The following is a 25849-nucleotide window of genomic DNA, read 5'->3' on the forward strand; positions in this document are numbered from 1 at the left end:
GCCCCATCTGCGATGGGGCCCTGAAGGAGCGCAAGCAAAATGCCGCCCATATGGGCGGCATTTTGATAAATCCGGCAGATAAATCAGCGCTTGCTGAACTTCAAGAGCTTGGTGTTGCCCCTGCCAAACATCCGGTGATTCCTTCGCTTTCCTCCTGATTTTTGGCTTAATACTGCGGTTTTTCCGCACATCATGTTCTAATTTTTATCCTCGTGCATGACGCACGAAAAGCAAGTTTTGCTCCTTATGTGTGCCTTGCGTATTGCTGCCCAGGGCGACGCAGGACAACAGTAGGGAAAGAAACTTGGTTGCTGTTCTCGTCATCACCTCAAAATCAAATTCACACACGGAGGACAGCATAATGGAAAAATACATTTTCGATCAAACCAACGGCCTTTGGTATGAACTCCAAGGCGACTACTATATCCCCTGCTTAGTGCTGGATGAAGCGGGGACATCTCCTATTGGTATGTGGGGCAGAAAGCACCAGCAATACCTTAAAGAGCATCATCCTATGCTCTATTCCGACCTTGTTCTCAGCGGAAAGTTGTACAGCTATCTGGCTGGCATTGACACTCAGGCACGAAACAAACTCCATCTGCTCATAACACAGCTGGCAGAGAAGGGGGTATCAATGAGCAGCTGAAAGCGCAGGATCAGATGGCATGGGTGGGAGCTATGAATAACATCCGAAACCGGGCAGAGGAAATTATCAATATGGAAATAGTTTTAGCGTAATCCATTATCAGCCGGATAGTAGTTAGCTATCCGGCTGGTTCTCTGGTTGTAAGAAATGTCGTAACACTATATGTCATAATACTATTTGCCACTGAAAAGTAAAAATATTTTTACTTTTAGTTAATATATATTGACTATCCGCGGGTTAGTATGTTATATTAGTCAAGCAAGGAGGATTTGCTTATGAATACATTACCTATTAATACTATCATCAATGGTGAGTGCGTATCCGAAATGAAGAAATTGCCGGACTCTTGCATTGATTTAATTATTGCAGATCCGCCTTATAATCTTTCTAAGGGCGGAGAATGGAAGTGGGATAATAGTGTAGAGTTACAGGGTATGGGTGGTAACTGGAACAAAGTCATGCAAGAATGGGACAACTTTACACTGGAATCCTACATGACATTTACTAAAGCATGGCTTACTGAAGCCAAGAGAATACTTAAGCCGACTGGCTCTATGTGGATTTTCGGTACATATCATAATATGGGTGTTATTAATGTCACCTGTCAAATGCTTGGTATTGAAATCATCAACGAGGTTATCTGGTATAAAAGAAACGCCTTTCCTAACTTGGCTGGGAGAAGATTAACCGCAAGCCATGAAACAATTCTATGGTGTAACAAAGGAGGAAAGAAAAGAGAATATTTTTTTGATTATGAATATTCGAAAGATGGCGATTTCTCTTATGATAGCTTAAAGTCTTCCGGGAAGCAAATGCGAACGGTATGGGATATATCTAATAACAAAGAAAAAAGCGAACTCATGTACGGTAAACACCCGACACAGAAGCCCGTCAGAATCCTTAAGAGAATGATTAAATTAGCTTCAAGAGAGAATGATATTATACTCACTCCTTTTTCGGGCTCCGGAAGCGAGTGCGTTGCCGCAAAAATGACCGGAAGGAATTTTATTGGTATTGAACTTGATAACTCATATTGTGAGATTGCAAGAATCCGCTTAGCTCACATCGAGGAAAACGAGGATCAATTAGGTCAGCTCAGTTTGAATCTATATCAAGGTGGGATAGCCAAATGAAAAGTATGATTCTCAATGAGAAAGAGCTTCGAAAAAAAATGATTGATTTGGATATCAAAACTATTAATGAGTTGGCCACGAAGTCTGGCGTATCCAAACCTACAATATATGAATACATAAATGGGAAATCTCCGCTTTCTGCGGCATTTATCCGTTTATGCGATTATCTAAATGTTAATCCACATGAAATTTTAGTAGAATCCGAAACAACATCCACGGAGGAATAAAATGCTCAAGCCCGTTATCAAGTGGAGTGGCAGCAAGCGTAGCCAATCCGCAATAATAAAAGAATACTTACCTGCTCAATTTAATAGATACTATGAACCATTTGTTGGTGGCGGATCTATGTTATATGCTATCGATCCCTCGGATGCTGTTTGTGGGGATATTTGCATCCCATTAATCGGCTTGTGGAATGAAATTAAGAACAATCCAATCGAATTGTCTGAATCATATCGACTTCGCTGGACGAGATTACAAACAGAAGGATACCAGGCATATTATTCTATTAGAGATGACTTTAATAGAAGCCGCTCTCCTCAAGACCTGCTGTTTCTATCCAGAACGTGTGTTAATGGCTTAATTCGTTTTAATGCAAATGGCGATTTTAACAATTCGTTACATCATACTCGCCCTGGCATATCTCCTGACAGCTTGAAAAAGATAATTCTGGATTGGTCAAAACATATTCAAGGCACGGAATTTGTTGCTGCCGACTATACTATTACGACTGAAAGTGCCAAAACGGGCGATCTAATATATTTAGACCCTCCGTATTTTCATACGAAGGGTCGTTATTATGGTACTATAAATTTTGACACTTTTCTTACTTACCTGGAACAGTTGAACCGTAAAGGTATTAAATATATGCTCTCTTTTGATGGCATCAGAGGAGAAGATGATTTTACGGTTGAGTTACCAAAAGAATTATATAAACGACATGAGTTTATTCCATCGGGCAATTCCAGTTTCAAAAAAGTTATGGACAAAGAAAGTATCCAAGTTTTAGAATCACTGTATCTCAATTGGTAGCTTAGAAAACAGTTATATCGGGGAATCCACTTTCTTCAATTTTTTCACAAATAAACTCTTTTAAAACTTCTGCCCTATGGGTAGCGGTAACAATTTCGATTTCCCACCCGTGTTCAACAGGCTCCATGATAAACAGCATATCACAATGGCTCCGTTCGAAAACAATGCGGTCTTCCTGTGCAGATCCTCGTAGGTAGGCCGCAGCAGAAACTATTTTAAACGCATCAAAGTCAACGAAACTTTCCGATCGAACCCATTCCTGAGTACGAGGATAAAACCGTCTTTCCACGTTAGGAATATAATCCATCAGATTGCGGATATAGTTTACAAGTCCTTCCCCAACATTTTCTTCCAAATCAAAAGAACGTTCTTTTGATTCAATAGAAAGCAGAACGGGACGTTTAAATACCCCAAACAGTTCCAAAACATGGTCAGGGCGTTTACCCTCAACCTCTTCACTCACACGAGGCAAGGACAACCAGCGCACTTCATAGTCTCCATAAAGAACAGAAAGTCCACTCCAATCGCCACCAGGAGGATTGCACATCCCTTCGAAACAATATCTGCGAAGAAGGTGCGAAAAGAGAAAATGAATTCCTGTATCAACATCATCCTCGTGGAAAGATTGTGGGATGCTTGAAAAAACATTTTGTGTTAAGCCATCTTCATCAGGCCATTGTATATAGCGCTCTTTCAACTCAGAAGTGTCTAAAAGGATTTCCTCATCATAAGGACATCTGGCAAGTACGGGAACATCAAGCGCGACGAAATTACTCAAGGCGAGGATGGATCGCCAAAAGCCACTGGAAGCTGCAAGGCGTCCTGGATTTTCAACAAGTGCATTAAAACTGCGTTCAATAACCGGTCCGTAAATATAAGTCATCACTTCTGTATCAGCAGAAGTGAGCATAGCAGCTAATGGAAGGATTCCTCTATCAGGTCGATTGTCATCACCTCTCGGCTTAAACCCTTTAATCATACATAGGATTAAGTCAGAATGGTTGGAAGCAATTCTATCAAGTACTGCATTATCATAATTTGGGTAGAGACGGTATATCCCATCCGCCAATCTTCGCCTATTTTCAGCGGGAATAATTCCAAAAGGAAGATCTCTGGACGCCAATCCAACACTAAGACTTTCTACCAAATCAAGAAATTCAGCAGAGCAACCGTGGTGCCCTTTTGCGGTAATGGTTTTTCGGAAATTGAAGCCCGAATTCTCCAACGAAAATTGCACTATTCCTTGCTGAGATTCGTACAATTGCCTCCACTGTGCTGGTGTGAAATTTGTAGCTGGACGAGAGCTGCTTGCGAGAAATAGAACCACATTTAAATTTTTTTGAAGAATTGTTTCTTCCTCATTCTGGGTATCGAAGCCACACATCCGCTTAACAATGTAGCGGGAAAGTTCTTTGTCCGCAAAATTATTCTCATCGAAATTTCTTAAGGAACGATCAAAGTGTTTGTCAAATTCTTCTGAACGGACATAAACTTGGGCAACAAAATTGTTAGTTTCTCGTGAAAAGCTGATATAACTGTATGGAACAGCAGGATTTGGAAAACGAAGAGCCTTCCTTTCTCGAGTGCGACTGTTCAATTCATATTTTACAAAGTCTACAATGTACAAATACGGACATCCTGTACGACCTGTAGAGAAAGCACGTCCACTTCGCTGCCATGCTTGATTGCCAGCTTGTAGCGCACTGCAAAATTCAATCGCATAAAGAATAGTTTCCAGTCCATCTTCTACATAAGTGACAACCGCATCCGGCGTTTCATCAAGAAAGCTACCGCTTTTTTTGAGACCTGCAAAAATATTGCCTTCCCATCTTCTACGACCTGCTTTGTTAAAACCCGGAAGCAATTCCAACTGCCATTCGAAATGTCGACCCAAATAATCAAATCTTATGTTGTAAACAATGGTAGACGGTGATTTCAAGGAAATTTCAATTGATGTCGGGTTCGTTTCATCTAAAATCAGATTGGTGATTCGCTCACACTCTACAATGTTATCTCCGTGTATTCTAAATATTCTTGGCATAAAGCAACCTCCTGCCGAAATATACTTCGTAAGGTTATACAAAGATAATTATAGCATACTTCGACAAGAATTGAGAAAAAATCTTCACTAATAGAAGCAGCCCTCCGTTGTATGGAGGGCTACTTTAGTTATGGAACTATATTTTAAATATCAAATTGCTTTGTGCTTTGAGGATTTTTATCCCGGAGCGTTTCTTTATTCATGGTGAAATACGACCACAAATTATTCCGAGAAATTTCAACTTCATATCTACGGAGTGCACCGCGAAGCTCTCTATTTTCTTTTTCCAGTTCTGCGGTGCGAAGCTGACCACGAACGGACTTATACTCTGCCAGTTCTGTGGTCAGTGCGGCGACCTTTGCTTTCAACTCGGTTATCATTTTCATCGCTGCATCCAGAGCCTTTTGCAGCTTGGATTCCTTGCGCTCCCGGACATAAAACTTCTTTGCCGCAGCTGCCAGGTTTTCATATTCAGAACGATCCAGCATGACTTTAGAGGAAAATGGAACCGTATGGGGTTCTATTTGCTCCACTTCCTGAACAGCAACCTGCTGCTTTTGAATCTTCTCAATCTTCTTTTCCAGAGAAGCTGCCTGTTGCTCTTTTTGCTGCGTCTGTGCTGTAAGTTGTTCCAATCGCTCCTGTTCCCGTTCTACCTTGAACTGCGTCACGGTCAAATGCTCTTCGGAACTGCCCCGTTCTCCACGCTCCACATCAGAATATCCGGCGTTGCGCATGGCTTGGAAGAAATCATCCTGGAGGACACTGTAAGACTTCCGCAGTACCGGCTTGCCATTCTTCTGGAGAATAGGGACTCCCTGTTCGTCCAATGCCGGTTTAGACAGCCATTTTTTACTACTGCTCACCTGCATAATCGTTTCCTTGACAGTTCCCACAAGTGACTTGTCTTTGCACCTCTTGGACCAGAGGATCTGCTTCTCCACAACCGGAACATAGACCACATGGAGATGATAATGGAATACATTCTGCCCCAGTGCTTCGGACATGGCCCGGTTACGCTCATCGGCGTGCATGACAGCGGAGAGAATATACTGTTCGCCGCCCACGATCTCTACGGCAGCCCTGTAAGCGTCCTCATAAAATCGCTTGGCAAACTCATACCCACCATGGTTATAGAAGTAGGCGGAGTTGACATCAAAAATCAGTTCCCCGTAAAGGTTGGCATCCGTTTTCAGGCCACGAGTGGAGATTACACCATCCTTTTCCATCTGTGCAAACATCTCTGCATATCCGGCAGTAGGCTTCTTAAAATGGATGTTCTGAGGGGTGCGTTCTGGTATAATATCTGGGTTGGTATAGGATTCTTTTTCTCGTTCATTGTGTCGCTGGGCATTTCCAATTTTAGCGGCAGTCAGATTTACATTTCTTGCGCTGGTACGGTCAATCCCGTCGTTTCTCGCCATAGATCTCCTTTCACGTTTGTACGGCCTGCGGGCCGGGGCGCACTTCCTGCGGAAGTGTAATAACCCACTATGATACTTTCATCCTGCGGCTGCAAAGTATCGTGGGCTCTCCGAGGGGGATGCGGCTTCTGCGGGAGCCTCCCTGGCTTGCGTGTGCTATCCACACAGCAAACCAGGTGTGTCCGGCATCCTTGCTTCTGCAAGCAATCCTGCCGCCCACAGTTCGGGAAAATCCACCGGATTCTCCCGAACTTATCCATCTCCAAATCTGCGGATTTTTCGATGGGGACGGTGGTGCGATACCAGAGTGCAACTCTGTGCAGGAAATGCAATAAATGCAGAAAATTCCGGTTTCATGCTGCGGGGTTCACGATGATTTTCACATCGGCTGGTCTGCCTACCGACTGGCGTTCCGGTTCTTCCAGCCGGATGTATCCATGCCCCTCCAGTAATTCCAAAGTCGGAAAAATCTCCTCCGTTTTCTTGAAAAACTTTCCCCGGCACATCTGAAAAAGCTCAGAACGCTTGATCACCGATATGTTCTTCTTTTTCAGCTTTGCCAAGACAAATTTGGCTTTCTGGATGCTCAAGTCAGTACCCATCATAGAATAGGCGTAGGTGGAATGAGCCAGAAAATATTTGCCGATCTGAATTGCCCTGCTCATCGTAGAAGCTGTCACTTCTGTTTTGTCATCTTCCATATCAGCACAGTGCAACAATCCCGCAATCCGGAGTACGGCACCGATATATTTGCTTGCCCAATCGGAAATTGCCTGTCCCTCGCCAACCAGAAACTTCTCATGTTCCTGAAAGTAATCGGCCATCAGGTCAAAGGCTTTTTCGGAAACGTGTACTGTCTGGGCATCCCCACCAATCGGCAGAGCCATCAGGCGAAAAATCAAGCTACGGTAAGCGGCGGTTGCTTCGGGCGGAATCGGCTGGGCACGAAAGACTCGGCTGCCAATTCTGGACGGTGGGGACGCATACAGGAAGCGGGCAATCAAGCCCCGCCCGGTCATGGTGGTATTGGACATGATTTCGTCCAGCACACTGGGCTGAATTGAGAGGATAGCCGACAGTGCCGGGTGCATGATGCACTCTGCTTCACGGGTCATTCGATCCACATAAATGGCATCTCCACAATGACCTTTCAGCCAGACATCAATGTTGGATTTGTTAGAATACCGTCCTGCCATGATGTCAAAGATGCCGCCCTCAGTGGAGATCACGGAGAACACTCCGTTGTTGGCTGCCATTAAGCTGGTCAGCGCTTCACTGGAACAATCGTCCGCAAAAAAGCGAACCGGCTTTAGTTCTGGAGTTTCTTCCAGCTGCTCCTGAAGCTGCCGCAGCTCCAACTCCATTTCCCGGCTTTCCTTGCGCTCCAGCTTCTTTTGCAGACCAGAGATCTGGCGCTCCAGAGATTCCCGATGCAAATGGTTTTCCCGTATTTCCATGCTGTGCGCCTTGTTATATTCCTGCTCATACTCATAGAGGAATGTGGTCATATCCCGCATGACGCTGGACTTTCGCTCCCCCGGTGCGGCGATTACCACTGTGTACAAGCTCAAAGGCTCACAGTATCCTGGCGTTCCCTCTATCTTGTATTTCCCTTGTAAGCAGGTAGCCAGCACACCCAGGCTGATCACCGCTGCCATGTCCGGGGCAGTCTGACTGTGTTCGGCCACCGCACTCACATAATTCCGAATCACATCCGGGAGAGCGTCTACCGGAAATGCAGGCAGATCACTCCACTGTGGCGTCAGCGGAACAATAGGTTGAAAAACCGGTGACGGCTCCGCTTTTGGAGTGTAAATCTCCCGGCAATGCTCGATTGCCTTCTGAATGGTGATTGCACCATACGTTGTGCCGGATTGCTGCCGGTCCCATTTATCCCGCATCAATCCCGACTGCCGGAACATAGTGTCCATCTTGGCAGCATCCCGTCCTGTCCAAAAGGCGAGATGACTGCACAGTGCCAGATCCGCCTCTGATGGGGACGAATATCCCTCCAACGAACCGTTCCAAAGGGCTGTGAACGCTGCCCCATTCTTACTGCTTTTTGCCAGTTGCAGAAGCTGCTCCATGCTTAAATCAGAGTTTTTTGCATTTATTGCATTTTCTGCACCTACCTCTGTCCTGCGCATGAACTTATCCAGTAGCGTTTGCAGTTCTTGGGTCCGGTCCCCATACTCATAATCCTCGCAGCGGTTGCCGGTCACTGTGACATATTTGTTGGTTGCTCCTGCCACATACACCTCAATTCCAGCCCGATGGTTCATAATGTAGAATCGCTTAGTATCATACTGAAAGCCTTTTGCCGAAAATAGGATGTGCAGACCGTTGCCGCTGGGACTGTACTCGGTATAGCTGTGCATTAAGGCCACAATTTCTGCGGCGGTCTGGGTGTAATAGCCGCTGTCCGAAACGCAGTTGTCCAGGTCAATCGCACAGATGCCGTTGAAAATGCCAATTCCGATGCCATCATATCCGCTGGCCTGCACTGCTGTTTTATAAGGTGCAAAGCTGGAAGGATCGTTGCTTTTCGCTCCCAGGCCGGTTTCTGGCTGGTATGGCACCTTCGTTTTCCTTCCATTCCGTTCCTCGTACTTCCAGCAGCAGAACAGACCATTTTGTATGATGCTGTCTGGTAAAGCTGTCAAATTCTGTTCCTCCTTAAATAATTGTTGAATTTGGCAGCTGTCGTGTTATAATATCCTTGCTGAGTGATAGTCACACGGTAGCTGCCGTTTGTACTGTCCGCCAAGAGTTCTCATCTGCCAGGATGAGGGCTCTTTTTTTATGCGGTTTCCGGCTGGAAGTATCCAATTTCCTCCCACACCTTTCTGTCGGGACAGTAGTAGTTGTACTCGTTGGAGTTCTCCAACTTGATCGCATAGCCGAATTTCAGGATTCCCTGCTGCAATCCAATGCGCACATACTGGGCATCCTTGTGCATGGCGGCTGCAATCTCGGTGATGGGGACATTGCGTCCAGTGAAGGGCGGCAGTTCGACATAAACTTTCTTCTCCATGTGAATGACCTCCTTGTTGCCGATATGCGAATTATTAGTTCGTATTTTGATTATAAGCCATTCAAGCCTGCTTGTCAACACTAAATACGAAAAAATTATTCGTATTACGACCTTGTAATTCGCACGACTTCGTGTTACAATACAAGCGAGGTGATGACAATGCACAGCAACCCAGCCGAAATTGGCGAGAGAATCAAGGCAGCCCGCAAGGCCGCTCACTTGAGCCAAACAGAGCTGGCACAGCGTCTGGACAAGACGATGCGCACAGTTCAAAAATACGAAAGCGGTGAAATTGAGCCATCCATAGCGATGATCAATGCTATCGCCAAAATCTTAAACATATCTCCGGCAGACCTGATTGGCTACCAGAAACCTGAAATCCAGTTGGACAGCCTGGCTGATGTGATTGCGGTTCTTTACCAGTTAAACAAGAAGGCCGGTATCCGGTTCGAGATTGACGTCCAGCGCCCGCCCCACAGCGAAGAATGGTCCTGCTCCCTGAAATTCAAAGGGAATGACCGGTCCGCAGAGATGAATGATTCCCTGTGCCTGATTTTGGAAGAGTTCCGGGACGAGCGTGAAAAGCTGGAAACCTATTGGACCGATCAGGAATCCTTTGACCGCTGGATTGAAAAGGAACTGGCCTACTACGCAGATGCCAAGTTGCAGGACAAGGAAGTGGAAGTCCTCTCCGATTTGGAGCGCATTCAGCGGCGCAACGAACTGGATCGGCAGATGCTGGAGAAAATGAAAAAGGCCGCCGAGGAAAACGGCGACCAGGAGTAACAGAGGGTGTTGCATACCCTTTATCAAATTTAATTCAAACGCTGGGAGAAAGGAAGTTTGAGATTTTTTGAGATTACCCAACGGATATGGAAGCGTCAAGAAAATGTCCGGAAAGCGAAGAAGGCCCTATGCAGTGAGGAAAACGGTAGGGTGGCACGTCAATCCTGAAACAGGGAAAACCGTTCAGGAACAAATCACCATCGGCTATGCGGCAACCAGAGCAGAGGGGCTGCAAATGCTGGCAGAGTACAACAGCAATCCCTTTGACATCAAGGCATCCAAGGCCACCTTCCAGGAGGTCTATGAACGCTGGTCAAAGGAGAAGTTTCCCACGATCTCCAAGTCAAATGTAAAAGGCTATGAGGCGTCCTATCGGGTATGCGGAACACTTTACAACAAGGTATTTCGGGATATTCGGCTGATGGACCTTCAATTTGTGGTGGACACCTGCGGGAAGAATTACCCTACTCTGAAAAAACTCAAGGGTCTGTTCAACCAACTGTACGCCTATGCCATGAAAAACGACATCTGCAACAAGGATTACTCTGAGTTTGTGGATTTGAGCCGGTACAAGGATAAGAACCCCAACAAGCGTGACCGGAACAAGTTCACGAAGGAGCAGATCGCCCGCCTGTGGGAGCTTGCAGAGGACCCGTACTATCAGATCGTGCTAATGCTGATCTACAACGGCTGCCGCATCTCGGAGTTCCTCGACTTGAAGAAGGAAAACGTACATCTGGAAGAACAGTACTTTGATGTGATTGCCAGCAAAACCGAAAACGGCCTACGGAAAGTTCCTATTGCCGACAAGGTGCTGCCATTCTACAAAGCGTGGTACGAAGGTTCTCAGTGTGACTATCTGCTCCACACGCCGGATCAAAAGCACTTTGATTACAGGAACTACTACGACAGTTACTTCACGCCCCTGATGGAGCAGCTTGGATATGACCAGACGCCACACTGTACCCGGCACACCTGTATCTCCATGCTGACAGAAGCCCACGTAGACCAAACCATGATCAAAAAGATTGTGGGACACTCCGGTGCCATGACACTTACCGAACGTGTCTACACCCACCTGGATATTGAAACACTGGTGGAGGCAATCAACAAGATCTAAAAGGAAGAAGGAAAAGCCGTGCAGCACAAAAAAAGCAGGAGATACGCTCCTTGCGGAACGATCTCCTGCTTCATAAGGCTTTTGTTTTCGCTTGCGATTCTTGTTCCTTGTGTGCTCCTTGCTTGCTCCTTACGGAGTAAAACGGAACACTTCTGAGGAACTCTCACAACTCCAAAACCATCCAATTTTCTGCAAAACAGCGTCCAAAGACGTACTGAGAAGCAGTGAAAATTATCTCTTAGGTAAGTGAGATTAGCGCTTGCTGAACTGGGGAGCACGGCGGGCAGCCTTCAGGCCGTACTTCTTGCGCTCCTTCATGCGAGGATCGCGGGTGAGGAAGCCGGCGGCCTTGAGGGCGGCGCGGAACTCGGGGTTGACCTGCAGCAGGGCGCGGGCCACACCATGACGGATGGCGCCGGCCTGGCCAGTGACGCCGCCGCCGGTGACGGTGGCGACGATGTCCACCTTGCCCAGCATGTCGGTGGTGGCCAGGGGCTGGCGAACCAGCAGCTTCAGGGTCTCCAGGCCGAAGTACTCGTCGATGTCACGGCCGTTGATGGTGATGGAGCCGGTGCCGTTGGGGAAGAGATGCACCCGGGCCACGGAGGACTTGCGGCGGCCGGTGCCATACAGATAAGGCTTCTTGCTCTTATACATTTGTCTGTACCTCCTGCTTAGTTGGCGGCCCAGGACTCGGGCTTCTGGGCGGTGTGGGGATGCTCGGCGCCGCGGTAAATATGCAGGCGGGTCAGAGAATCCTTGGTGATGATGTTGCGGGGCATCATGCCGCGAATGGCCAGCTGCATGGCCAACTCGGGCTTCTGCTGCATCAGCAGGCGGTACTTGGTCTCCTTGAGGCCGCCTACCCAGCCGGAGTGGCGGCGGTAGTACTTCTGCTCCAGCTTCTTGCCGGTCAGAACGGCCTTCTCGGCGTTGACGATCACGACATAGTCGCCGCAGTCGGCGTGGGGGGTGTACTCAGGCTTGTGCTTGCCGCGCAGCAGGACGGCCGCGGCGGCAGCGGTCTTGCCCAGGGGCTTGCCCGCCGCGTCGAGGATATACCACTTGCGGACGATGTTCCCCTTGTTGGCCATAAAAGTGGACATGGTGAAACCTCCAATTTTTTTGCGTTCTATGCTTAAAATAGTCTAAACAGAATCAAAACCCCAATCTTTACGACTGGAGCGTTTTGTATTATAATACGATGGTTCCCGGGTGTCAACATGTTTTTTCGTTTTTTTAATTTAGGATCGGAGAATCTCCCGAATTCTCCCTTTAGCTCTCTTAATCTCCCTCATGCTCCATTTCAATTTTCAAATTTTGAGGTGCCTATGAACAAGATTTTAAGCTACGTCCGCCGCTGTGTGGAGGACTACGACATGATCCAGGCCGGCGACCGGGTGGCGGTGGGGGTGTCCGGCGGCAAGGACTCCATCACCCTGCTGGCCGCCCTGGCCAGGCTGCGGGAGTTCTACCCCAAGCCCTTCACTGTGGAGGCCTTCACCCTGGATATGGGCCGCGTGGACGGGGGCGAGGGGATGGATTTCGCCCCGGTGGCGGAGTACTGCCGCTCCATCGACGTGCCCTTCACCCTGCTGACTTCGGAGATCCACCACATCATCTTCGATCTCCGCAAGGAGAAGAACCCCTGCTCCATGTGCGCCAAGATGCGGCGGGGCGCCCTCCACAACGCCCTGAAGGAGCGGGGCATCTCCAAGATCGCCCTGGGCCACCACTTTGACGACGCGGTGGAGACCTTCTTCCTCTCCCTGTTCTACGAGGGGCGGCTCTCCTGCTTCCAGCCGGTGACCTACTTAGACCGCACCGACATCACCCAGATCCGCCCCCTGCTCTACTGCGGGGAAGGCCTGCTGCGCAACGCGGCGGAGCGCAACCACCTGCCGGTGATCTTCAACCCCTGCCCGGCGGACGGGAACACCAAGCGGCAGGAGGTCAAGGAGCTCATCCGCACCCTGGACAAGCAGTACCCCGGCCTGAAGAGCCGGGTGTTCGGGGCCATGCAGGGCCTCCCCCTCCCCGCCTGGGGGCCGGTGGAGCACCGCCGGGTGCCCCTGCCCGATGGGGAGTAGCCCTCACACCGGGCTGGGCACCACCTGGCAGGCCCCGTCCAGCTCCGCGGGGAAGTGGTTGGGCAGGTAGAGGGAGGGGGCCTTCCGCAGAGGAAGGGCCCCGGAGGCGGAGAGAAGCTCCGCCACGAACTGGGAGCAGAAGTAGCGGCCCTTCCGGCGGAAGGGGAGGTGCAGCAGGCAGAGCGCCACCCCCACATAGCTATAGTGGTAGTCGGCCCGGCAGGCGGCCATGGCCCGGAGGCGGGCCTCCACCAGGCGGTAGGCCCTGTCGGCCACCGGAATCCGGTAGCATCGGCTGGCGGTGACGCCGCGGCGGCGGAGCTTGTCGGGGGTCTCCTCCGTGAAGCCCCGGAAGGAGAAGCTGTAAAAGCGGTTCCCGTCCTCCAGGCCGATGGAGGCATGGGTGTACCCTTGGCCGCTGAGGCGGGCCAGCACGCGGGCGAAGCGATCCGGGTATTTGGTGAGCAGTACGCACAGGTATTTCATCGGGCAGGCATCCTTTTTCTGATGTGCCCCGCAAGACATCTGCTACCATACCGCATTGGCATCCGAAACGCAAGCCTTTGGGCCCCGACGGCTGGGAAACCCCTGCAAAACAAGGACTTTCCTAACGGTCGAGTGGGAAAATGCCGCCAAAGGCTTGCAATTTTGTCCCCGGGGCCGTATGGTGAGAGCGGCCCCGCAAGACAAACCCCTGCCGCAAAGGATGATGTTTGAATATGGAAAGCAAAAAGACCTTTGGCGCGTACATCTGCCGCCGCCGGAAGGAGCTGGGACTCACCCAGCGGGAATTTGCCGATAAGCTCTTTGTCACGGAGTCGGCGGTCAGCAAGTGGGAGAGAGGAGTTTCCCATAGTTAAGGATATCACACCACAAACCCACGCTTACATTACTTCCAGAACATCAAATTTTGGAGGTATTCCCATGAAAAAACTGATTTCCTGTGAGTTTAATATCGACACCGCCTGTGTGGAGCTAAAATATTCTAACGGCAGCATGATTTCCATTAACTGTACTGCCGTTGAGGATGAGGTGGCGAATAACCGTTTCCAGCGGTCTGAACTGGACTGGCTCATCTACAACGATCCGCTGTCTTATGCGGAATTGATTTTGAATGGCGATCCGGAAGAATACCTGCGAACCGTAACGGAGGCTCCACAGTTAGATTTCGATTGATAAGCAAAGCCGCCAGAGGCACATCCAAGGAATGATGCCTCTGGCGGCTTTTTCGCATAGAGAATTCGTAGATTTTTATGGATGCTGCTGGCTATTTGTCTGGTATGTGGAATTAAATGCGCTATCAAACAACCACTTTCTGAAAGAAGGATTGTTCTGAACTTCCCTGAAAAGTTCAAGCCCGCTTTGCATACTGTTCAATACAGCTTCATGGGCCGCACGGTCACTTTCGTCACGAGCATTCTGCTTGTCGGAGTATTGCATAGCATTGTTATATCGTTCATCTTTGCGGACGCTTTCAATAATATCGTTGATCTGCTTCTTAACTTTATCTTCGTCTGTCCATTCGATGTTGCCGAAAATATCATGGAATTCCTTTAGGATATTTGTCAGCGAATCGAGTTCTGGGACATCAATGCCGGTACTGGTACTAACTGGAACAGGAGCAATTTCACCATTTTCGTTTTCTAACTGTATACGCATGGTTTCTTGGGCTTCTGCACGATAGCTTTCCAGGTCAACATCTTCCAACAAACCCTCGGTATAATCTTCACCTTCAGGCTTTGGAAGTTTAGGAAGTAAAAGAGTTAGGAAGATAGACAATTTTTCCCACTGAATGCTGCCATACGGGAGGATTGCAGAAAGAAAATTGTAGGTGCGTACAAAAGTTTTGGCACTGCTTTTAAAATCAATCTGATCTTCCATAATTAAATCTTTATAGACCTCAACGCATCGATCAAGTATCGGATCGAGAACTTCACGAGGTTCATTGGCCAGATATCGTTCAACCAATGTATCCACATCTTGATCATTGAACACTTGAATTGACTCCATAGTGTCAATTAAATCATTAAGCTTATTTACGTCCGTTTCTCCAGAAAGTATGGTGGTTTTATAATAACGATCGAAAGCCTGTTTGATAATTCCTGGTTCGTTGACAAAGTCCAGAATGAACGTGTCCTTTTTATCTGGATGACTTCTATTTAGTCGAGAAAGTGTCTGCACTGCTTTAATATCTGACAGGCCCTTATCTACATACATGGTATGCAGCAAAGGCTCATCAAAACCCGTCTGAAATTTGTTGGCAACGATCAGAATTCGGTACGGGTCTGCCTTGAATGTTTTCTCAATTTTCGCACTCGGAAAACCATTCAAATCTGCTTCTGTAACTTGCTTTCCTTCGTACTCCGCAGTCCCAGAAAATGCAACAATCGCCTTAAACGGGCTCTTTCTTTCCTCCAGAAGTTTAGAGATTTCCTTGTAATATTCAATGGCCCTTTTGATAGAACTACTGATTACCATAGCCCTGGCCTTGCCACCGACTTTTCCCTTCGCAATCACTTCTGTATGGAAATGCTCCACGATGATCTTAGACTTTTCGTGAATTGCATATTGGTTCGATTCCACATAGTAGCGCAGTAACCGTTGCGCACGTTTTTTATCAAACTGCGGGTCATCTTCAACGGTTTTTGCCAATTTATAATAGCTTTGCACCGGCGTGAAATACTTTAGCACATCCATGATAAAGCCTTCTTCGATAGCCTGCTTCATGGTATAAACATAATGAGGCTCAGGCTTCGTGGTTCCGTCTGGAAGAGGTACTTTTTTGCCAAACATCTCTAATGTCTTATTCTTTGGTGTAGCAGTAAAGGCAAAATAGCTGGCATTTTTAACCATTTTCCTGCCTTCAATAATGGTATTGATTTTATCTTCCAGCTCATCCTCATCTTCATAGACACTTCCGGAAAGGACCATGTTCATCTTTGCAGACAAGGAACCATTTTGACTGGAATGAGCTTCATCAATCAAAATGGCAAAGTTTTTATCTTTATGTACTTCGCCAATGTCATCCAGAATAAACTGGAACTTATGGACGATAGTAATGATGATTTTCTTGCCCTCTTTTAGAAGCTGTTTTAGGTCACTGGAACTTTTGGCCCAACCAACTGTTGCGGACACCTGCATAAATTGCTTGATAGTATCTTTAATCTGTTTATCCAGATTGATACGATCTGTTACGACGATAACGGTGTCGAAGATTTCTTTTCCACTGTCATTCTTTAGTGTTACAAGTTGGTGTGCCAACCATGCGATAGAATTGGACTTTCCGGAACCAGCACTATGCTGGATCAAATATCGCCCGCCGACACCATCTCGTTTTGCATCTGCCAACAGAGACTTTACCACAGAAAGCTGATGGTAACGTGGGAACACTTGCTTATATGTTATAGCACCAGTATCCTCATCTTTTTCAGCAATGACTTGAGCATAGTTTTCAATAATATTGGACAGCTCATCCTTGGTCAAAATCTCTTTCCAAAGATAATCGGTTTTGATACCGTTTGGATTTGGCGGGTTGCCTGCACCGTCATTAAATCCTTTGTTAAATGGCAGGAACCAAGACTTTTTTCCTTTCAGCTCCGTGCACATTCTTATCTCGTTATCATCGACAGCAAAGTGAACAATACAACGCTTGAAACTAAACAGCACCTTATCTGGAGTACGGTCATTTTTGTACTGTTCTACCGCATCAAACACATTCTGTTTGGTAAGCTGATTTTTCAGCTCCATAGTGATTACTGGCAGACCATTGATAAAAATACATACATCCAGAGCCAGACGAGGATTGAAGCTGGAATATTGCAGCTGCCGAGTAACGCTGAAAATATTCTTTTCGTACAACTCGGCTGCTTCTGGATTATGGATAGAAGGGCGAACATAGAATAAGTCCAAACGCAGATGTTTATAACGTATACCTTTACGAAGCAACTCAATAACGCCATCATTTTTCAGTTTCTTATCCAGCTGCTTTAAAAAACGTTCTTTTTCCAGATCACTATCCAGAATGTGAAGTTCATCCATTGCCTTTTTCTGCGTGGACAACAGGAATCGGAACAATCTACCTTCGTCGATGGCATATTCTTTATGATACTCGCTTGTATCGCCTTGCTCATAGCCATTGTTATTGACCAGTGAGTCTACAATTAAAGTTTCAAAACCATTTTCCTTTGTATTACTCGGCATCCTCTGCCACCTCCTCTGTATCATCCGGTGTATCTGCTACATCGATTTCGGTATCATCCTCCCGTATGTATTTTGGAATTACCACATCACGCACATCAATCTGACCAGTTACAACATCAGAAATCAAACGGGTACGATATTCTCTCAAGAGGTCAATTTCCTTCTGGAATGATGGGAGTACACTATCGATTTTGGCTACCTCTACATTGATATAATCGGCAATAGCTTTTTGCTCTTCCAAGGGGATTAATGGCAAATCTACTTTCACGAAATTAGAATATCTTAAATCCTGCCCATCCCGGATGAATTCTGATGTGCCCTGCAATGCTTTGATGTATGATTTTGATTTTAACAACCACTTGAAGTATTGTGTGCAAACCATTTCCTGGGGAAGTAATACGACATAATGCCATGTTACACATCCAGTAATTTCGCAAAGCTCAATACCACCTTGCTACGAAAATAAGTAGCGAGGGCGTGAACCTTGACAAACAGGCTTTCAACGCCTCATGAAAAACCATCGCAGCACAAAAAGCGGCAGGCCAAAACCTGTCGCCGGCCGAAGTATGGTACAGTGGGAATCAGCCTGGTGCCACCACAAAGTACCCCAGCTTTTGCAGTTCGTTCACCATACGGCTGGCCCGTTTGCGCTCACTTTGTTTTCTGCGGATCTCAAAACAGTCTTCGTTGTATGGAGAACCTGTCTTCAACATCGTGTAAATCAGCGCCAGCAGTTTGCGAGCCAAAGCAATCGTTGCACGTTTAGCGCCCTTCCGCTGTTTTATCCTCCAGTACCAACCGGAGAGGTACAAGCTTCGTTTTCCGGAGATGACCCATCCCACCTCACAGAGCATACTCTTCAGATACGGATTACCTTTGTTAATGTGAGCACTCTTGCGTTTTCCGGCACTCTCGTTGTTACCGGGACTCAAACCGGCCCAGGAGCATATATGCTGGGAATCCGGAAAGGCACTCATATCGGTACCAATCTCCGCGATAATGGCTGCTGCCGCAGTTACATCAATACCCGGTATGGAGCACAGGAGGCTCAATGCCTCTTCGTGCTTTATGATCTCTTTCGTAATAGCGTCCTCCACAGTATGCCGGTGCTGTTCAAGTGCTTCCAAGTGCCCAAATATCATGCGAAGAAAGCCGCGCTGGTGCTCCGAGAGCGAACCGTTCAAGGCAATCAGTATTTCGTCGATACGTTTCCGGGTCTGTGTTTTCAGACACCGATCCAGAGCTTCCCGCGAAATATTTCCGTATTCCATGAGATGACGGATGATGTTTCGCCCGGAAGCGCCAAATGCGTCCGACAGAAACGCTGTGAAGCGGAAACCGGAGCTTTGCAGAAATTTATCGATGCGATTCTTTTGGGCGGTAATGTCGCGAACGATGCTCTTACGATACCGGGTCAGATGCCGCAGTTCCCGGAAGGTCTTATCTGGGATAAAACTTCCCTTTAGTAATCCGGCACGGAGCAATGTGGCGATCCATTGCGCGTCCCGCATATCCGTTTTGCGCCCAGGCACATTCTTCATGTGGCGGGCATTCACGACCAGAATGCTGATCTGCCCATCAAAACATGGCTCCAGCATTTCGTAAATAGGCTGCCAGTAGATCCCGGTGCTCTCCATAGCGACATAGCGGCACTCTGCTTCCAACACCCAATCCCGCAGTTTCCGCATTTCCGGGATAAGTGTGCTGAAGGAGCGAATCTCGATTTCCGGATCGGTGCCCAGTTCACCTTTGGCAAGACAGGCAACAATAACGTCACGATGAATATCCAGTCCCATGGCGCAGGTCAATATGTCTTGCATCAAATCCCTCCCTGAATTATGCAGGCTGGGAATTGCCCGGGTGGGTATCCGAACTTTGCTACTCGTGCTCTTCACTTATGTGACGCAACATACTGCTGTTCTCTTGGGCAACTCGTCCACGTTGAACAAACGGGGTGAAAATCCACCAAGGTGCAACCGGACTACGCCTGCTGTATTCAGTTTAGCAAATCCTTCGGTTAACGCACAGACTATATTTTCATTCTCAGCTGTGATGGCATTTCATGAGGCGTTGAAAACTGCGTAAACTAATTACAAAATTACCCAGATCTACATGTTTCCAATTATCCAGCCCCTGATTGGCAACGACAATTCGCCTGCCCTCCCTACGCATGTATTCTTCTTGTGAAATAATCCCATATTTTTGGCTGGCGGTTGCAGACACATCCTCATCTCTACGACGTTCCTTGCCTTCGACAAATACTCTTTTGGAAGGAATCATTTTCCAGTGAGCCGGAATGTTTCCCATCCAGCAGCCCGGAATGTTTTGAACTGGGACAGTTGGATCAATTCCTTTTGTAACGGCATTATTTATAAGGGTGACTTTACGTTCCTCGAGCAGCTTGATTTGCTTTTGAAATCCATGAATCATGTGGTTGATTTTAGATATCTGCCAATCCAGATAACGAACAATCTGATCTTGCTCTTCACGAGGTGGTACAGGAATATAAATATTTCGCATTTCTTCCCATTTTGTAGTCCATAGATCAGAAACAAGTCCCTTTCCATTTCTATAAAACTCTTCAGAGAAGTAATGATTTCTCAAAAGATAGTGGTAAAAGTTTACGTTTAATTCATGATGCGGTTTCAAAACGGTGATAATTAGGGAAGCAGAACCATCATAGTTTGACATACCGCCTGATCCTTTACGATCAGAACGACTATTGATGGCAAAATCACCTTTCCTAATTAGCTTTCTGTTATCCCCATTATCAGTTTTAACAGCAGTGTCCAGCTGAGGAACCACTCCCATTTTCCCAACGGAAAGAGGAGGATAATCTTTATCGGAAACTTTCTCCCTACGCTCGGAAAAAACCTTCCGCATTTTTGTAGATACCCAGTTTACCGGGATGCTATTATACCAAACAGCTTCTTTTGAACTTTTATATTTTTCATATCTTCTCATTGCATCAGCCCCCTAAAATTCCTTCCAGAAGGCCGTCGGTTTCACGCTCGATTGCTCGAATATCCTGAGTAATTTCCTCCAGCGTGCGTAGCTGTACTGGTTGATAGAAATACTTTGTAAAGGACAGCTCATATCCTATTTTTTCAGAACCCGGTTTGATAAACACATCCGGCGCATACGGTCTGACCTCATTTTCAATAAAGGCTTCGATACCACCCTCGTAAGTGAATGGAATAATCTCCTTGTCGCTGTTTGGTTTCACAGGTTTACCTTTCTTATCCAGAATTGGCTTTCCGTTTTCATCATATTTGGGGGTGTACACAGGTACTTCCCAATAACCGAACTCGTAGGTATCAAATACCTTGCTGTAACGTTCATCGGCCTGATCAAACGCCATATACAATTCCAGAATGTGCTCCCTAATAGCTTTGTCAACCTCACAGTTCTTTTCGCCCAGATTCTTACGCAGAGGTTTTTTGAAGGAGGTGGCATCAATCAGCTGTACTTTACCCTTGCGCCGCTCCTCCTTTTTATTAGCAAGAACCCAGATGTATGTACTAATTCCGGTGTTATAGAACATCTTTTCCGGAACAGCAACAATTGCTTCCAACAAATCCTGTTCCAGAATGTACTGACGCAAATTGGACGGCCCTTGACCAGCTTTTCCGGTAAAGAGAGATGAGCCGTTGTGAACCTCAACAATACGGCTGCCTAACACGGTGTCCCTTTTCATTTTGCTGATATTATTGGCAAGGAACAACATCTGTGGATCGCTGATATCCGGAATCAAAGAGAAGTCTTCACCCTTGTAATTCACACGGAAACGAGTATCTGTGATATCGTCTTTTTTGATGTCACCCCATGCTTTCAGATCCGTTTTCCAAGGAGTTCCAAAGGGAGGATTGGAGAGCATAAAGTCAAAGGACTCTCCGGCAAAACCATCGTTAGAGATAGTAGAACCAAAGAAAATATTATTTGCCTGCGTACCCTCGCCTTTAACCAGCATATCACTGCGGGCAATTGCATAGGTCTCGTCGGAGTTCTCCTGACCATAAAGATGGATGGATATTTTCTTGTCCGTTTCCTTTGCTATTTCCTGAATACGCTCTTCAGCAACGGTCAACATGCCACCTGTTCCACAGGCCCCATCATAGATGCGGTAGGTTGTACTTTGAATTTTATCCTTTACCGGCACAAACGCCAAATCGGTAATCAATTCTACAATATCACGGGGGGTAAAATGGCGTCCGGCATCAGTAATATTGGTTTCTTCGTTGAATTTACGGATTACCTCTTCAAACACCGTTCCCATGGTATGGTTATCCAGTGCAGGCTGTACAATATTGCCCTGTGCATCGTACACAGGACGGTTTGAGAGGTTAACGGTAGAATCGGTAAACTTACTTATGAGCAAGCCCAAAATATCATGCTCTGAGAGTTTATCAATCTGATTTCTAAACTCAAAGCGTTTGATAATATCCTGCACGTTCTGAGAAAAACCATTCAAATACAAGATAAAGTCAGCTTTTAATTGTTGCTGATTTGTGCGGGATTTCAAGTCGGACAATGTATAAGGGGAGCTATTGCAAAAAGCTTCTCCTGCCACACTGCACAGAGCTTCGTCCTGCTCAGTAATACCAGCAGCATCCAACTGTGCTTTCATTTTCAGAACTTTTTCTTTTGTAGGTTCCAAAACTGCATCAAAACGGCGGATCACCATCATTGGCAGAATAATCTTTCTGTAATCACCCACATCATAAGTATCTACCAGGCAGTCGTTGGCAATGCCGAACAAAAACGATACGATCTGCCCAAAATTCGATTTATCCATTATTCCTTAGTCCTTTCATCTGTAAGTTCCATAATGTCAGAGATGTCACACTTCAAAACACTGCATATTTTCACAAGCACCTCGGTATTAACATTTTCATTTTTCCCGAGCTTTGCAAGGGCTGCTGTGGTAATTCCAGCTTCTTTACGCAACATTGTTTTCGTCATATCTCTGTCAATCAACAGCTTCCAAAGCTTTTTGTAGGATACAGCCATGCCTAACTCCTTCCTTCAATAAACCAAATATCTAAAATTTAGATTTCATATTTAAGTATATAACATTTGGTCAAAAAATCATAGTACCAAATGGACATTAAAAAATTCAGAAAACGCACTTGACTTTCTTTGTGTTGCCGTATATAATGGTGTTAGAAATAAGCGAACACGCTTATTTCTATCAAGGAGGAAGTGCTATGAATGGCAAGTTCGGAGAATTTATCGCTGAAAAGCGAAAATCCCGTGGATTGACACTGCGTGGGCTGGCGGCCGAATTAGGAATTGTACCAGCGTACATGAGTGATATCGAAAAGGGGCATCGTTATCCCCCTGATAAAGATAAACTATACGAATTATCCCGTATTTTGTGCCTGTCCGAAGATGAAACCAACACCATGTTCGATTTGGCCGCAGGTGAAAAGGAAAACACTGTGTCTCCTGATCTGCCGGAATATATCATGGGAAATGAGCAAGTACGTGTTGCACTTCGTATGGCACGTGACAACAACGCCTCCAGTGAAGTATGGCAAAAAGTCATTGAAATGATGGAGGAACAGGAGCGAGGTAAGAAATAAGTGTGATCCATTACAATTATTCTGCACGTCAACTGGAATCCGAAGCTGAGAAACTTCTATTCCGGTTTGATCCTGAGCGCCTAAAAAAGCCGAAGTCTATCGATGTATATGCAGTCATTGAAAAGTGTCTGGGCGTTGAATACGACTGGAAATACATCACCCCGGATCAGTCCATTCTGGGTGCAACAGCATTCAATGCCGGATATATATGGGTGTGGCCGGAACCTTGTTATCGTGAAGGTATGTTACCCTCAAAAGTGTATCTTCCCAAGGGGTGCATTCTCATTGACGCCACCCTTACAGAATCGGAGAATAGAGGACGCGAAAACTTCACTGTGATGCACGAGGTATTTCATCAAGTCCTTCATAAAAATTGCTTTCGACGAGAAAAGCCTGATTACATCCATAGCACAAGCCAAAAAGCATTAAATGGCAAGAAGCAGTTGAAAACCTCATTGGACTTTATAGAATATCAGGCAAACACATGTGCAGCCGCTTTTCTGATGCCTCAGGATGTAGTTCGGGAGGAGTTTAAAAAGCGAAGTAACAATTTGGGCTCTAAGTACCCACTCCCATGCGATTATATGGTAGAAAGCATCATTTGCGACATGGCTGATGTATTCAGCGTATCAAAGCAGGCTATGCGTTATCGATTAAATGCGCTGAACATGATCACCTTTGATGCAACGCCATTCCAATTTAAAATTTCAATTTAAGGGAATCTTGGATTCCCTTAAAAACAGCCCAAATGTTAGGAATCTGCGAACAAGCGAATATGTGAATTTTGAGGAGGTGGTGCTATATGCGCAATTAAAAAGAGCGGCAATCTGCTGGCACAGACTAACCGCTCATTTACGATGTGTACATCATTAAAATATCATGTATAGCTTGTTTGGTCAAGCGGAAAGGAATATATCATGTATAAGCATTACTATATTAACGACAACCAGACCTCAAATCCCGGTCTTCATCACGAGGTTCACACGAAAGAGCACGCTGCACAGCTTGGCATTCGTAGCAAACAGTATGTAGGCTACTATGCAAACGAGGTTGAGGCGGTTGCTCAAGCGAAGAAAATCTATTCCGATGCGGACGGCTGTGCAATCTGCTGTCCCGATGCACATAGGGGGTGATTCTATGGCTCGTTCTTCTCATCATGTCGTTCACAATCCCAATGGCGGCTGGGATGTAAAACGTGGCGGGGCTCAGCGCTCCAGCGGCCACTATTCGACTAAACAAGAAGCCGTAAATGCTGGCAGACAAATCAGCCGCAATCAGGGTACAGAGTTCGTAATTCATGGCATGAATGGACGGATTCAGTCCTCAGACAGTCATGGTGGAGATCCTTATCCGCCAAAAGGATAAGTCGGGGAGGTGAAAAATATGGCTGTACATCATGGTGGCAAGGTAGGTAAAGCCGGGAAAACTCTGGCATCCAAAAGTTCTTCCAAGGCTGCAAAAAGCAAAGCAGGAAAGACTTTGGCAAACCACAAAGCAAAATCCCACTGATGGAAAGGAGCCTGTGCAATTGCACAGGCTCCTATTCACATATCAAAGAGGTTTCTTTATATAATTTATCAGAATCACTGTTCAAAAAGTATTGAATCACTTTTCTTGCAAATTTCTTGCTTACCGTCGTATCCCATTCCGCCAGCCGGATGATCTCCGCTGTTTCGACCTCAAAATCAAACGAAATCTCGCCCCATTCGCCGTCGTTGTCCACCTGATACAGGTAGACAGCGGCGGCGATTTTCTTTTTGTGTTTGATCTGGGATTTACGTTTCAGGCGAATCATGTGAAGCACCCCGGCTTCTGTCAGCAGACAAGCCAAATGCTCCACGGCTTTACGATAGGCCCGTTCTGCACCGCTGGCTGTGCTGCCCTCAAAGAGGATTGCCAGTTCTTCAAAGGTCAACCGGGTGCTGAGTGGGCTGACCCGCCCACAAGTCATACAGATGGCGTTTCGTTTTTCCAAAAGGGTCTGTTCCCGGTAATTCAGCTTTTCAAATGCCTCTCGGACAGCTTCCGCCTGGATGCCATTCCATAGAATCTCCGCATAGTCCCAATGGTCATCCCGGCTGACATCCTCGCCGGTTTCTTCGCTGTCCTCGTCCTGTACGGTCTGGTAAAACGGAACACGGCTTTGGTTTTGCTTGGCCAACGCCAAAAACTTTGCTGCGGTTTCACTTGAGCAGCTATGTTTCTGAGCATATTTCTGGATCGCCGCCTGTTCAGACTGACCGGATTGATTATAGAGCCAAGCAATCCCACGCACAGCTTTGTACTCATCCACATTTTCGAAGGAACCGGCCTCCTCCTGCATCCGGCAGGTCAAAAGGGCATTCCCGATAAAATGATGGGCATAGGTCAGAAAATCCGCCCCTTGTGAGGGATCGTATTCCCTGAGACAATCCAGCATGGCAAGTACACAGCCCATTTTGTAGTCCAAAAAGCGTTCCGGGTCATAGCGATCCAGCCCCTCCCGCAGCAGGAAACGGCGAATACGGCCATTGAGCCGATTTTCATAGTGATGCAGAAAAAAGGAAAACCAGCACAGTTCTCGGCTCTGCACGGCCTTAATAATATAATCATTCAGATTTTCACGGACAGGTGGCTCCGGGTCAAGCTGGAAAATGCGCTCCGCCAAGTATTCGGAAAGACCGCTTCCGGATGACTCGATACGGTGTTTGGGAATGTATCCAGTCGTATTCCACGAGAAATCTTTTAGCACAGCGCACCTCCTTTCGCAGATTCTACC

General features: G+C 46.7%; 27 protein-coding genes and 1 pseudogene. 14 read left to right on the forward strand and 14 right to left on the reverse strand.

From position 1 onward, the window contains the following. Window positions 1–361: 361 nt before the first annotated feature. The 4 genes and pseudogenes from B5E42_RS05630 to B5E42_RS05645 all read left to right on the forward strand — a co-directional run bounded on the left by B5E42_RS05630 (window position 362) and on the right by B5E42_RS05645 (window position 2811). Window positions 362–738: pseudogene (locus tag B5E42_RS05630) on the forward strand (TnpV protein). A 183-nt stretch (window positions 739–921) separates the two neighbouring features. Next, window positions 922–1779 carry a site-specific DNA-methyltransferase gene (locus B5E42_RS05635; RefSeq protein ID WP_204244380.1) on the forward strand — a complete coding sequence of 286 codons (858 nt, stop codon included), beginning with the start codon at window positions 922–924 and terminating at the stop codon, window positions 1777–1779. Next, window positions 1776–2006, forward strand: coding sequence for a helix-turn-helix transcriptional regulator (locus B5E42_RS05640; RefSeq protein WP_087237542.1), 231 nt, complete (start codon window positions 1776–1778; stop codon window positions 2004–2006). Before B5E42_RS05635 ends, B5E42_RS05640 begins: the two co-directional genes overlap by 4 nt. 1 nt (window position 2007) lies before the next feature. Continuing rightward, complete coding sequence (locus B5E42_RS05645) at window positions 2008–2811, forward strand: Dam family site-specific DNA-(adenine-N6)-methyltransferase (RefSeq protein WP_087237544.1); 804 nt, start codon at window positions 2008–2010, stop codon at window positions 2809–2811. A 1-nt stretch (window position 2812) separates the two neighbouring features. Here B5E42_RS05645 and B5E42_RS05650 read toward each other — a convergent pair whose 3' ends face one another. The 4 genes from B5E42_RS05650 to B5E42_RS05665 all read right to left on the reverse strand — a co-directional run bounded on the left by B5E42_RS05650 (window position 2813) and on the right by B5E42_RS05665 (window position 9310). After that, window positions 2813–4852 carry a hypothetical protein gene (locus B5E42_RS05650; protein WP_087237546.1) on the reverse strand — a complete coding sequence of 680 codons (2040 nt, stop codon included), beginning with the start codon at window positions 4850–4852 and terminating at the stop codon, window positions 2813–2815. A 143-nt stretch (window positions 4853–4995) separates the two neighbouring features. Beyond that, window positions 4996–6276, reverse strand: a complete 1281-nt coding sequence (locus B5E42_RS05655) for a plasmid recombination protein (protein WP_087237548.1) — start codon at window positions 6274–6276, stop codon at window positions 4996–4998. A gap of 353 nt (window positions 6277–6629) precedes the next feature. Next, the gene (locus B5E42_RS05660; RefSeq protein WP_087237550.1) at window positions 6630–8939 is read right to left on the reverse strand and encodes a DUF3987 domain-containing protein; all 2310 of its coding nucleotides are present in this window, start codon (window positions 8937–8939) and stop codon (window positions 6630–6632) included. Between the two features lie 137 nt (window positions 8940–9076). Then, window positions 9077–9310: a hypothetical protein gene (locus tag B5E42_RS05665; RefSeq protein ID WP_033121804.1), complete on the reverse strand. Its 234-nt coding sequence runs from the start codon at window positions 9308–9310 to the stop codon at window positions 9077–9079. Between the two features lie 159 nt (window positions 9311–9469). On the opposite strand from B5E42_RS05665, the gene B5E42_RS05670 reads away from it, so the two are divergent. Both B5E42_RS05670 and B5E42_RS05675 read left to right on the forward strand, forming a co-directional pair. Continuing rightward, entirely contained in the window at window positions 9470–10096 is a 627-nt protein-coding gene (locus tag B5E42_RS05670; RefSeq protein WP_162613916.1) for a helix-turn-helix domain-containing protein, read from the forward strand. Between the two features lie 133 nt (window positions 10097–10229). Beyond that, window positions 10230–11216, forward strand: coding sequence for a tyrosine-type recombinase/integrase (locus B5E42_RS05675; RefSeq protein WP_343214177.1), 987 nt, complete (start codon window positions 10230–10232; stop codon window positions 11214–11216). Between the two features lie 252 nt (window positions 11217–11468). Here the strand turns inward: B5E42_RS05675 and rpsI are convergent, their stop codons facing one another. Then, window positions 11469–11873: a 30S ribosomal protein S9 gene (rpsI, locus tag B5E42_RS05680; protein WP_087237556.1), complete on the reverse strand. Its 405-nt coding sequence runs from the start codon at window positions 11871–11873 to the stop codon at window positions 11469–11471. Window positions 11874–11890: 17 nt separating this feature from the next. Next, entirely contained in the window at window positions 11891–12322 is a 432-nt protein-coding gene (rplM, locus tag B5E42_RS05685) for a 50S ribosomal protein L13 (RefSeq protein WP_087237558.1), read from the reverse strand. A 225-nt stretch (window positions 12323–12547) separates the two neighbouring features. On the opposite strand from rplM, the gene B5E42_RS05690 reads away from it, so the two are divergent. Beyond that, the gene (locus B5E42_RS05690) at window positions 12548–13306 is read left to right on the forward strand and encodes an ATP-binding protein (RefSeq protein ID WP_087237560.1); all 759 of its coding nucleotides are present in this window, start codon (window positions 12548–12550) and stop codon (window positions 13304–13306) included. Between the two features lie 3 nt (window positions 13307–13309). Here the strand turns inward: B5E42_RS05690 and B5E42_RS05695 are convergent, their stop codons facing one another. After that, complete coding sequence (locus tag B5E42_RS05695; protein ID WP_087237562.1) at window positions 13310–13792, reverse strand: hypothetical protein; 483 nt, start codon at window positions 13790–13792, stop codon at window positions 13310–13312. A 233-nt stretch (window positions 13793–14025) separates the two neighbouring features. Between B5E42_RS05695 and B5E42_RS05700 the strand changes: the two genes are divergently transcribed. Both B5E42_RS05700 and B5E42_RS05705 read left to right on the forward strand, forming a co-directional pair. Next, the gene (locus tag B5E42_RS05700) at window positions 14026–14166 is read left to right on the forward strand and encodes a helix-turn-helix domain-containing protein (protein ID WP_087237564.1); all 141 of its coding nucleotides are present in this window, start codon (window positions 14026–14028) and stop codon (window positions 14164–14166) included. 64 nt (window positions 14167–14230) lie between these two features. Then, entirely contained in the window at window positions 14231–14482 is a 252-nt protein-coding gene (locus B5E42_RS05705) for a DUF6061 family protein (RefSeq protein WP_087237566.1), read from the forward strand. 75 nt (window positions 14483–14557) lie between these two features. Here B5E42_RS05705 and B5E42_RS05710 read toward each other — a convergent pair whose 3' ends face one another. The 6 genes from B5E42_RS05710 to B5E42_RS05735 all read right to left on the reverse strand — a co-directional run bounded on the left by B5E42_RS05710 (window position 14558) and on the right by B5E42_RS05735 (window position 22516). Continuing rightward, entirely contained in the window at window positions 14558–17506 is a 2949-nt protein-coding gene (locus B5E42_RS05710) for a type I restriction endonuclease (protein WP_087237568.1), read from the reverse strand. Continuing rightward, entirely contained in the window at window positions 17496–17774 is a 279-nt protein-coding gene (locus B5E42_RS05715; protein WP_162613917.1) for a hypothetical protein, read from the reverse strand. The genes B5E42_RS05710 and B5E42_RS05715 overlap by 11 nt, the downstream gene beginning before the upstream one ends. Before the next feature lie 313 nt (window positions 17775–18087). Next, the gene (locus B5E42_RS05720; RefSeq protein WP_087235867.1) at window positions 18088–19326 is read right to left on the reverse strand and encodes an IS110 family transposase; all 1239 of its coding nucleotides are present in this window, start codon (window positions 19324–19326) and stop codon (window positions 18088–18090) included. A gap of 223 nt (window positions 19327–19549) precedes the next feature. After that, on the reverse strand, window positions 19550–20470 hold the full coding sequence (locus B5E42_RS05725) for a restriction endonuclease subunit S (RefSeq protein WP_087237571.1): 921 nt from the start codon (window positions 20468–20470) through the stop codon (window positions 19550–19552). A 4-nt stretch (window positions 20471–20474) separates the two neighbouring features. Next, the gene (locus B5E42_RS05730) at window positions 20475–22301 is read right to left on the reverse strand and encodes a class I SAM-dependent DNA methyltransferase (RefSeq protein ID WP_087237572.1); all 1827 of its coding nucleotides are present in this window, start codon (window positions 22299–22301) and stop codon (window positions 20475–20477) included. Next, window positions 22301–22516 (reverse strand): helix-turn-helix transcriptional regulator, encoded by a 216-nt coding sequence (locus tag B5E42_RS05735; RefSeq protein WP_087237574.1) that lies wholly within the window; start codon window positions 22514–22516, stop codon window positions 22301–22303. The genes B5E42_RS05730 and B5E42_RS05735 overlap by 1 nt, the downstream gene beginning before the upstream one ends. Window positions 22517–22713: 197 nt before the next feature. Between B5E42_RS05735 and B5E42_RS05740 the strand changes: the two genes are divergently transcribed. From B5E42_RS05740 to B5E42_RS19825, 5 genes are all read left to right on the forward strand, one after another. Continuing rightward, a complete protein-coding gene (locus tag B5E42_RS05740) occupies window positions 22714–23091 on the forward strand; it encodes a helix-turn-helix transcriptional regulator (RefSeq protein ID WP_087237576.1) in 378 nt (125 codons plus the stop codon). A 2-nt stretch (window positions 23092–23093) separates the two neighbouring features. Beyond that, complete coding sequence (locus B5E42_RS05745; RefSeq protein WP_087237578.1) at window positions 23094–23807, forward strand: ImmA/IrrE family metallo-endopeptidase; 714 nt, start codon at window positions 23094–23096, stop codon at window positions 23805–23807. 201 nt (window positions 23808–24008) lie between these two features. Further along, complete coding sequence (locus B5E42_RS05750) at window positions 24009–24224, forward strand: hypothetical protein (protein WP_087237580.1); 216 nt, start codon at window positions 24009–24011, stop codon at window positions 24222–24224. A 4-nt stretch (window positions 24225–24228) separates the two neighbouring features. Beyond that, window positions 24229–24456, forward strand: coding sequence for a DUF2188 domain-containing protein (locus B5E42_RS05755; RefSeq protein WP_087237582.1), 228 nt, complete (start codon window positions 24229–24231; stop codon window positions 24454–24456). Between the two features lie 18 nt (window positions 24457–24474). After that, window positions 24475–24600 carry a hypothetical protein gene (locus tag B5E42_RS19825; protein ID WP_255396989.1) on the forward strand — a complete coding sequence of 42 codons (126 nt, stop codon included), beginning with the start codon at window positions 24475–24477 and terminating at the stop codon, window positions 24598–24600. A gap of 31 nt (window positions 24601–24631) precedes the next feature. On the opposite strand, the gene B5E42_RS05760 is transcribed toward B5E42_RS19825, so the two are convergent. Further along, window positions 24632–25786, reverse strand: a complete 1155-nt coding sequence (locus tag B5E42_RS05760) for a hypothetical protein (protein ID WP_087238251.1) — start codon at window positions 25784–25786, stop codon at window positions 24632–24634. Window positions 25787–25849: the final 63 nt, after the last annotated feature.

Origin of the sequence: Flavonifractor sp. An10, from assembly GCF_002161215.1 — a bacterium.
GTDB classification, from domain to species: Bacteria; Bacillota; Clostridia; order Oscillospirales; family Oscillospiraceae; genus Flavonifractor; species Flavonifractor avistercoris.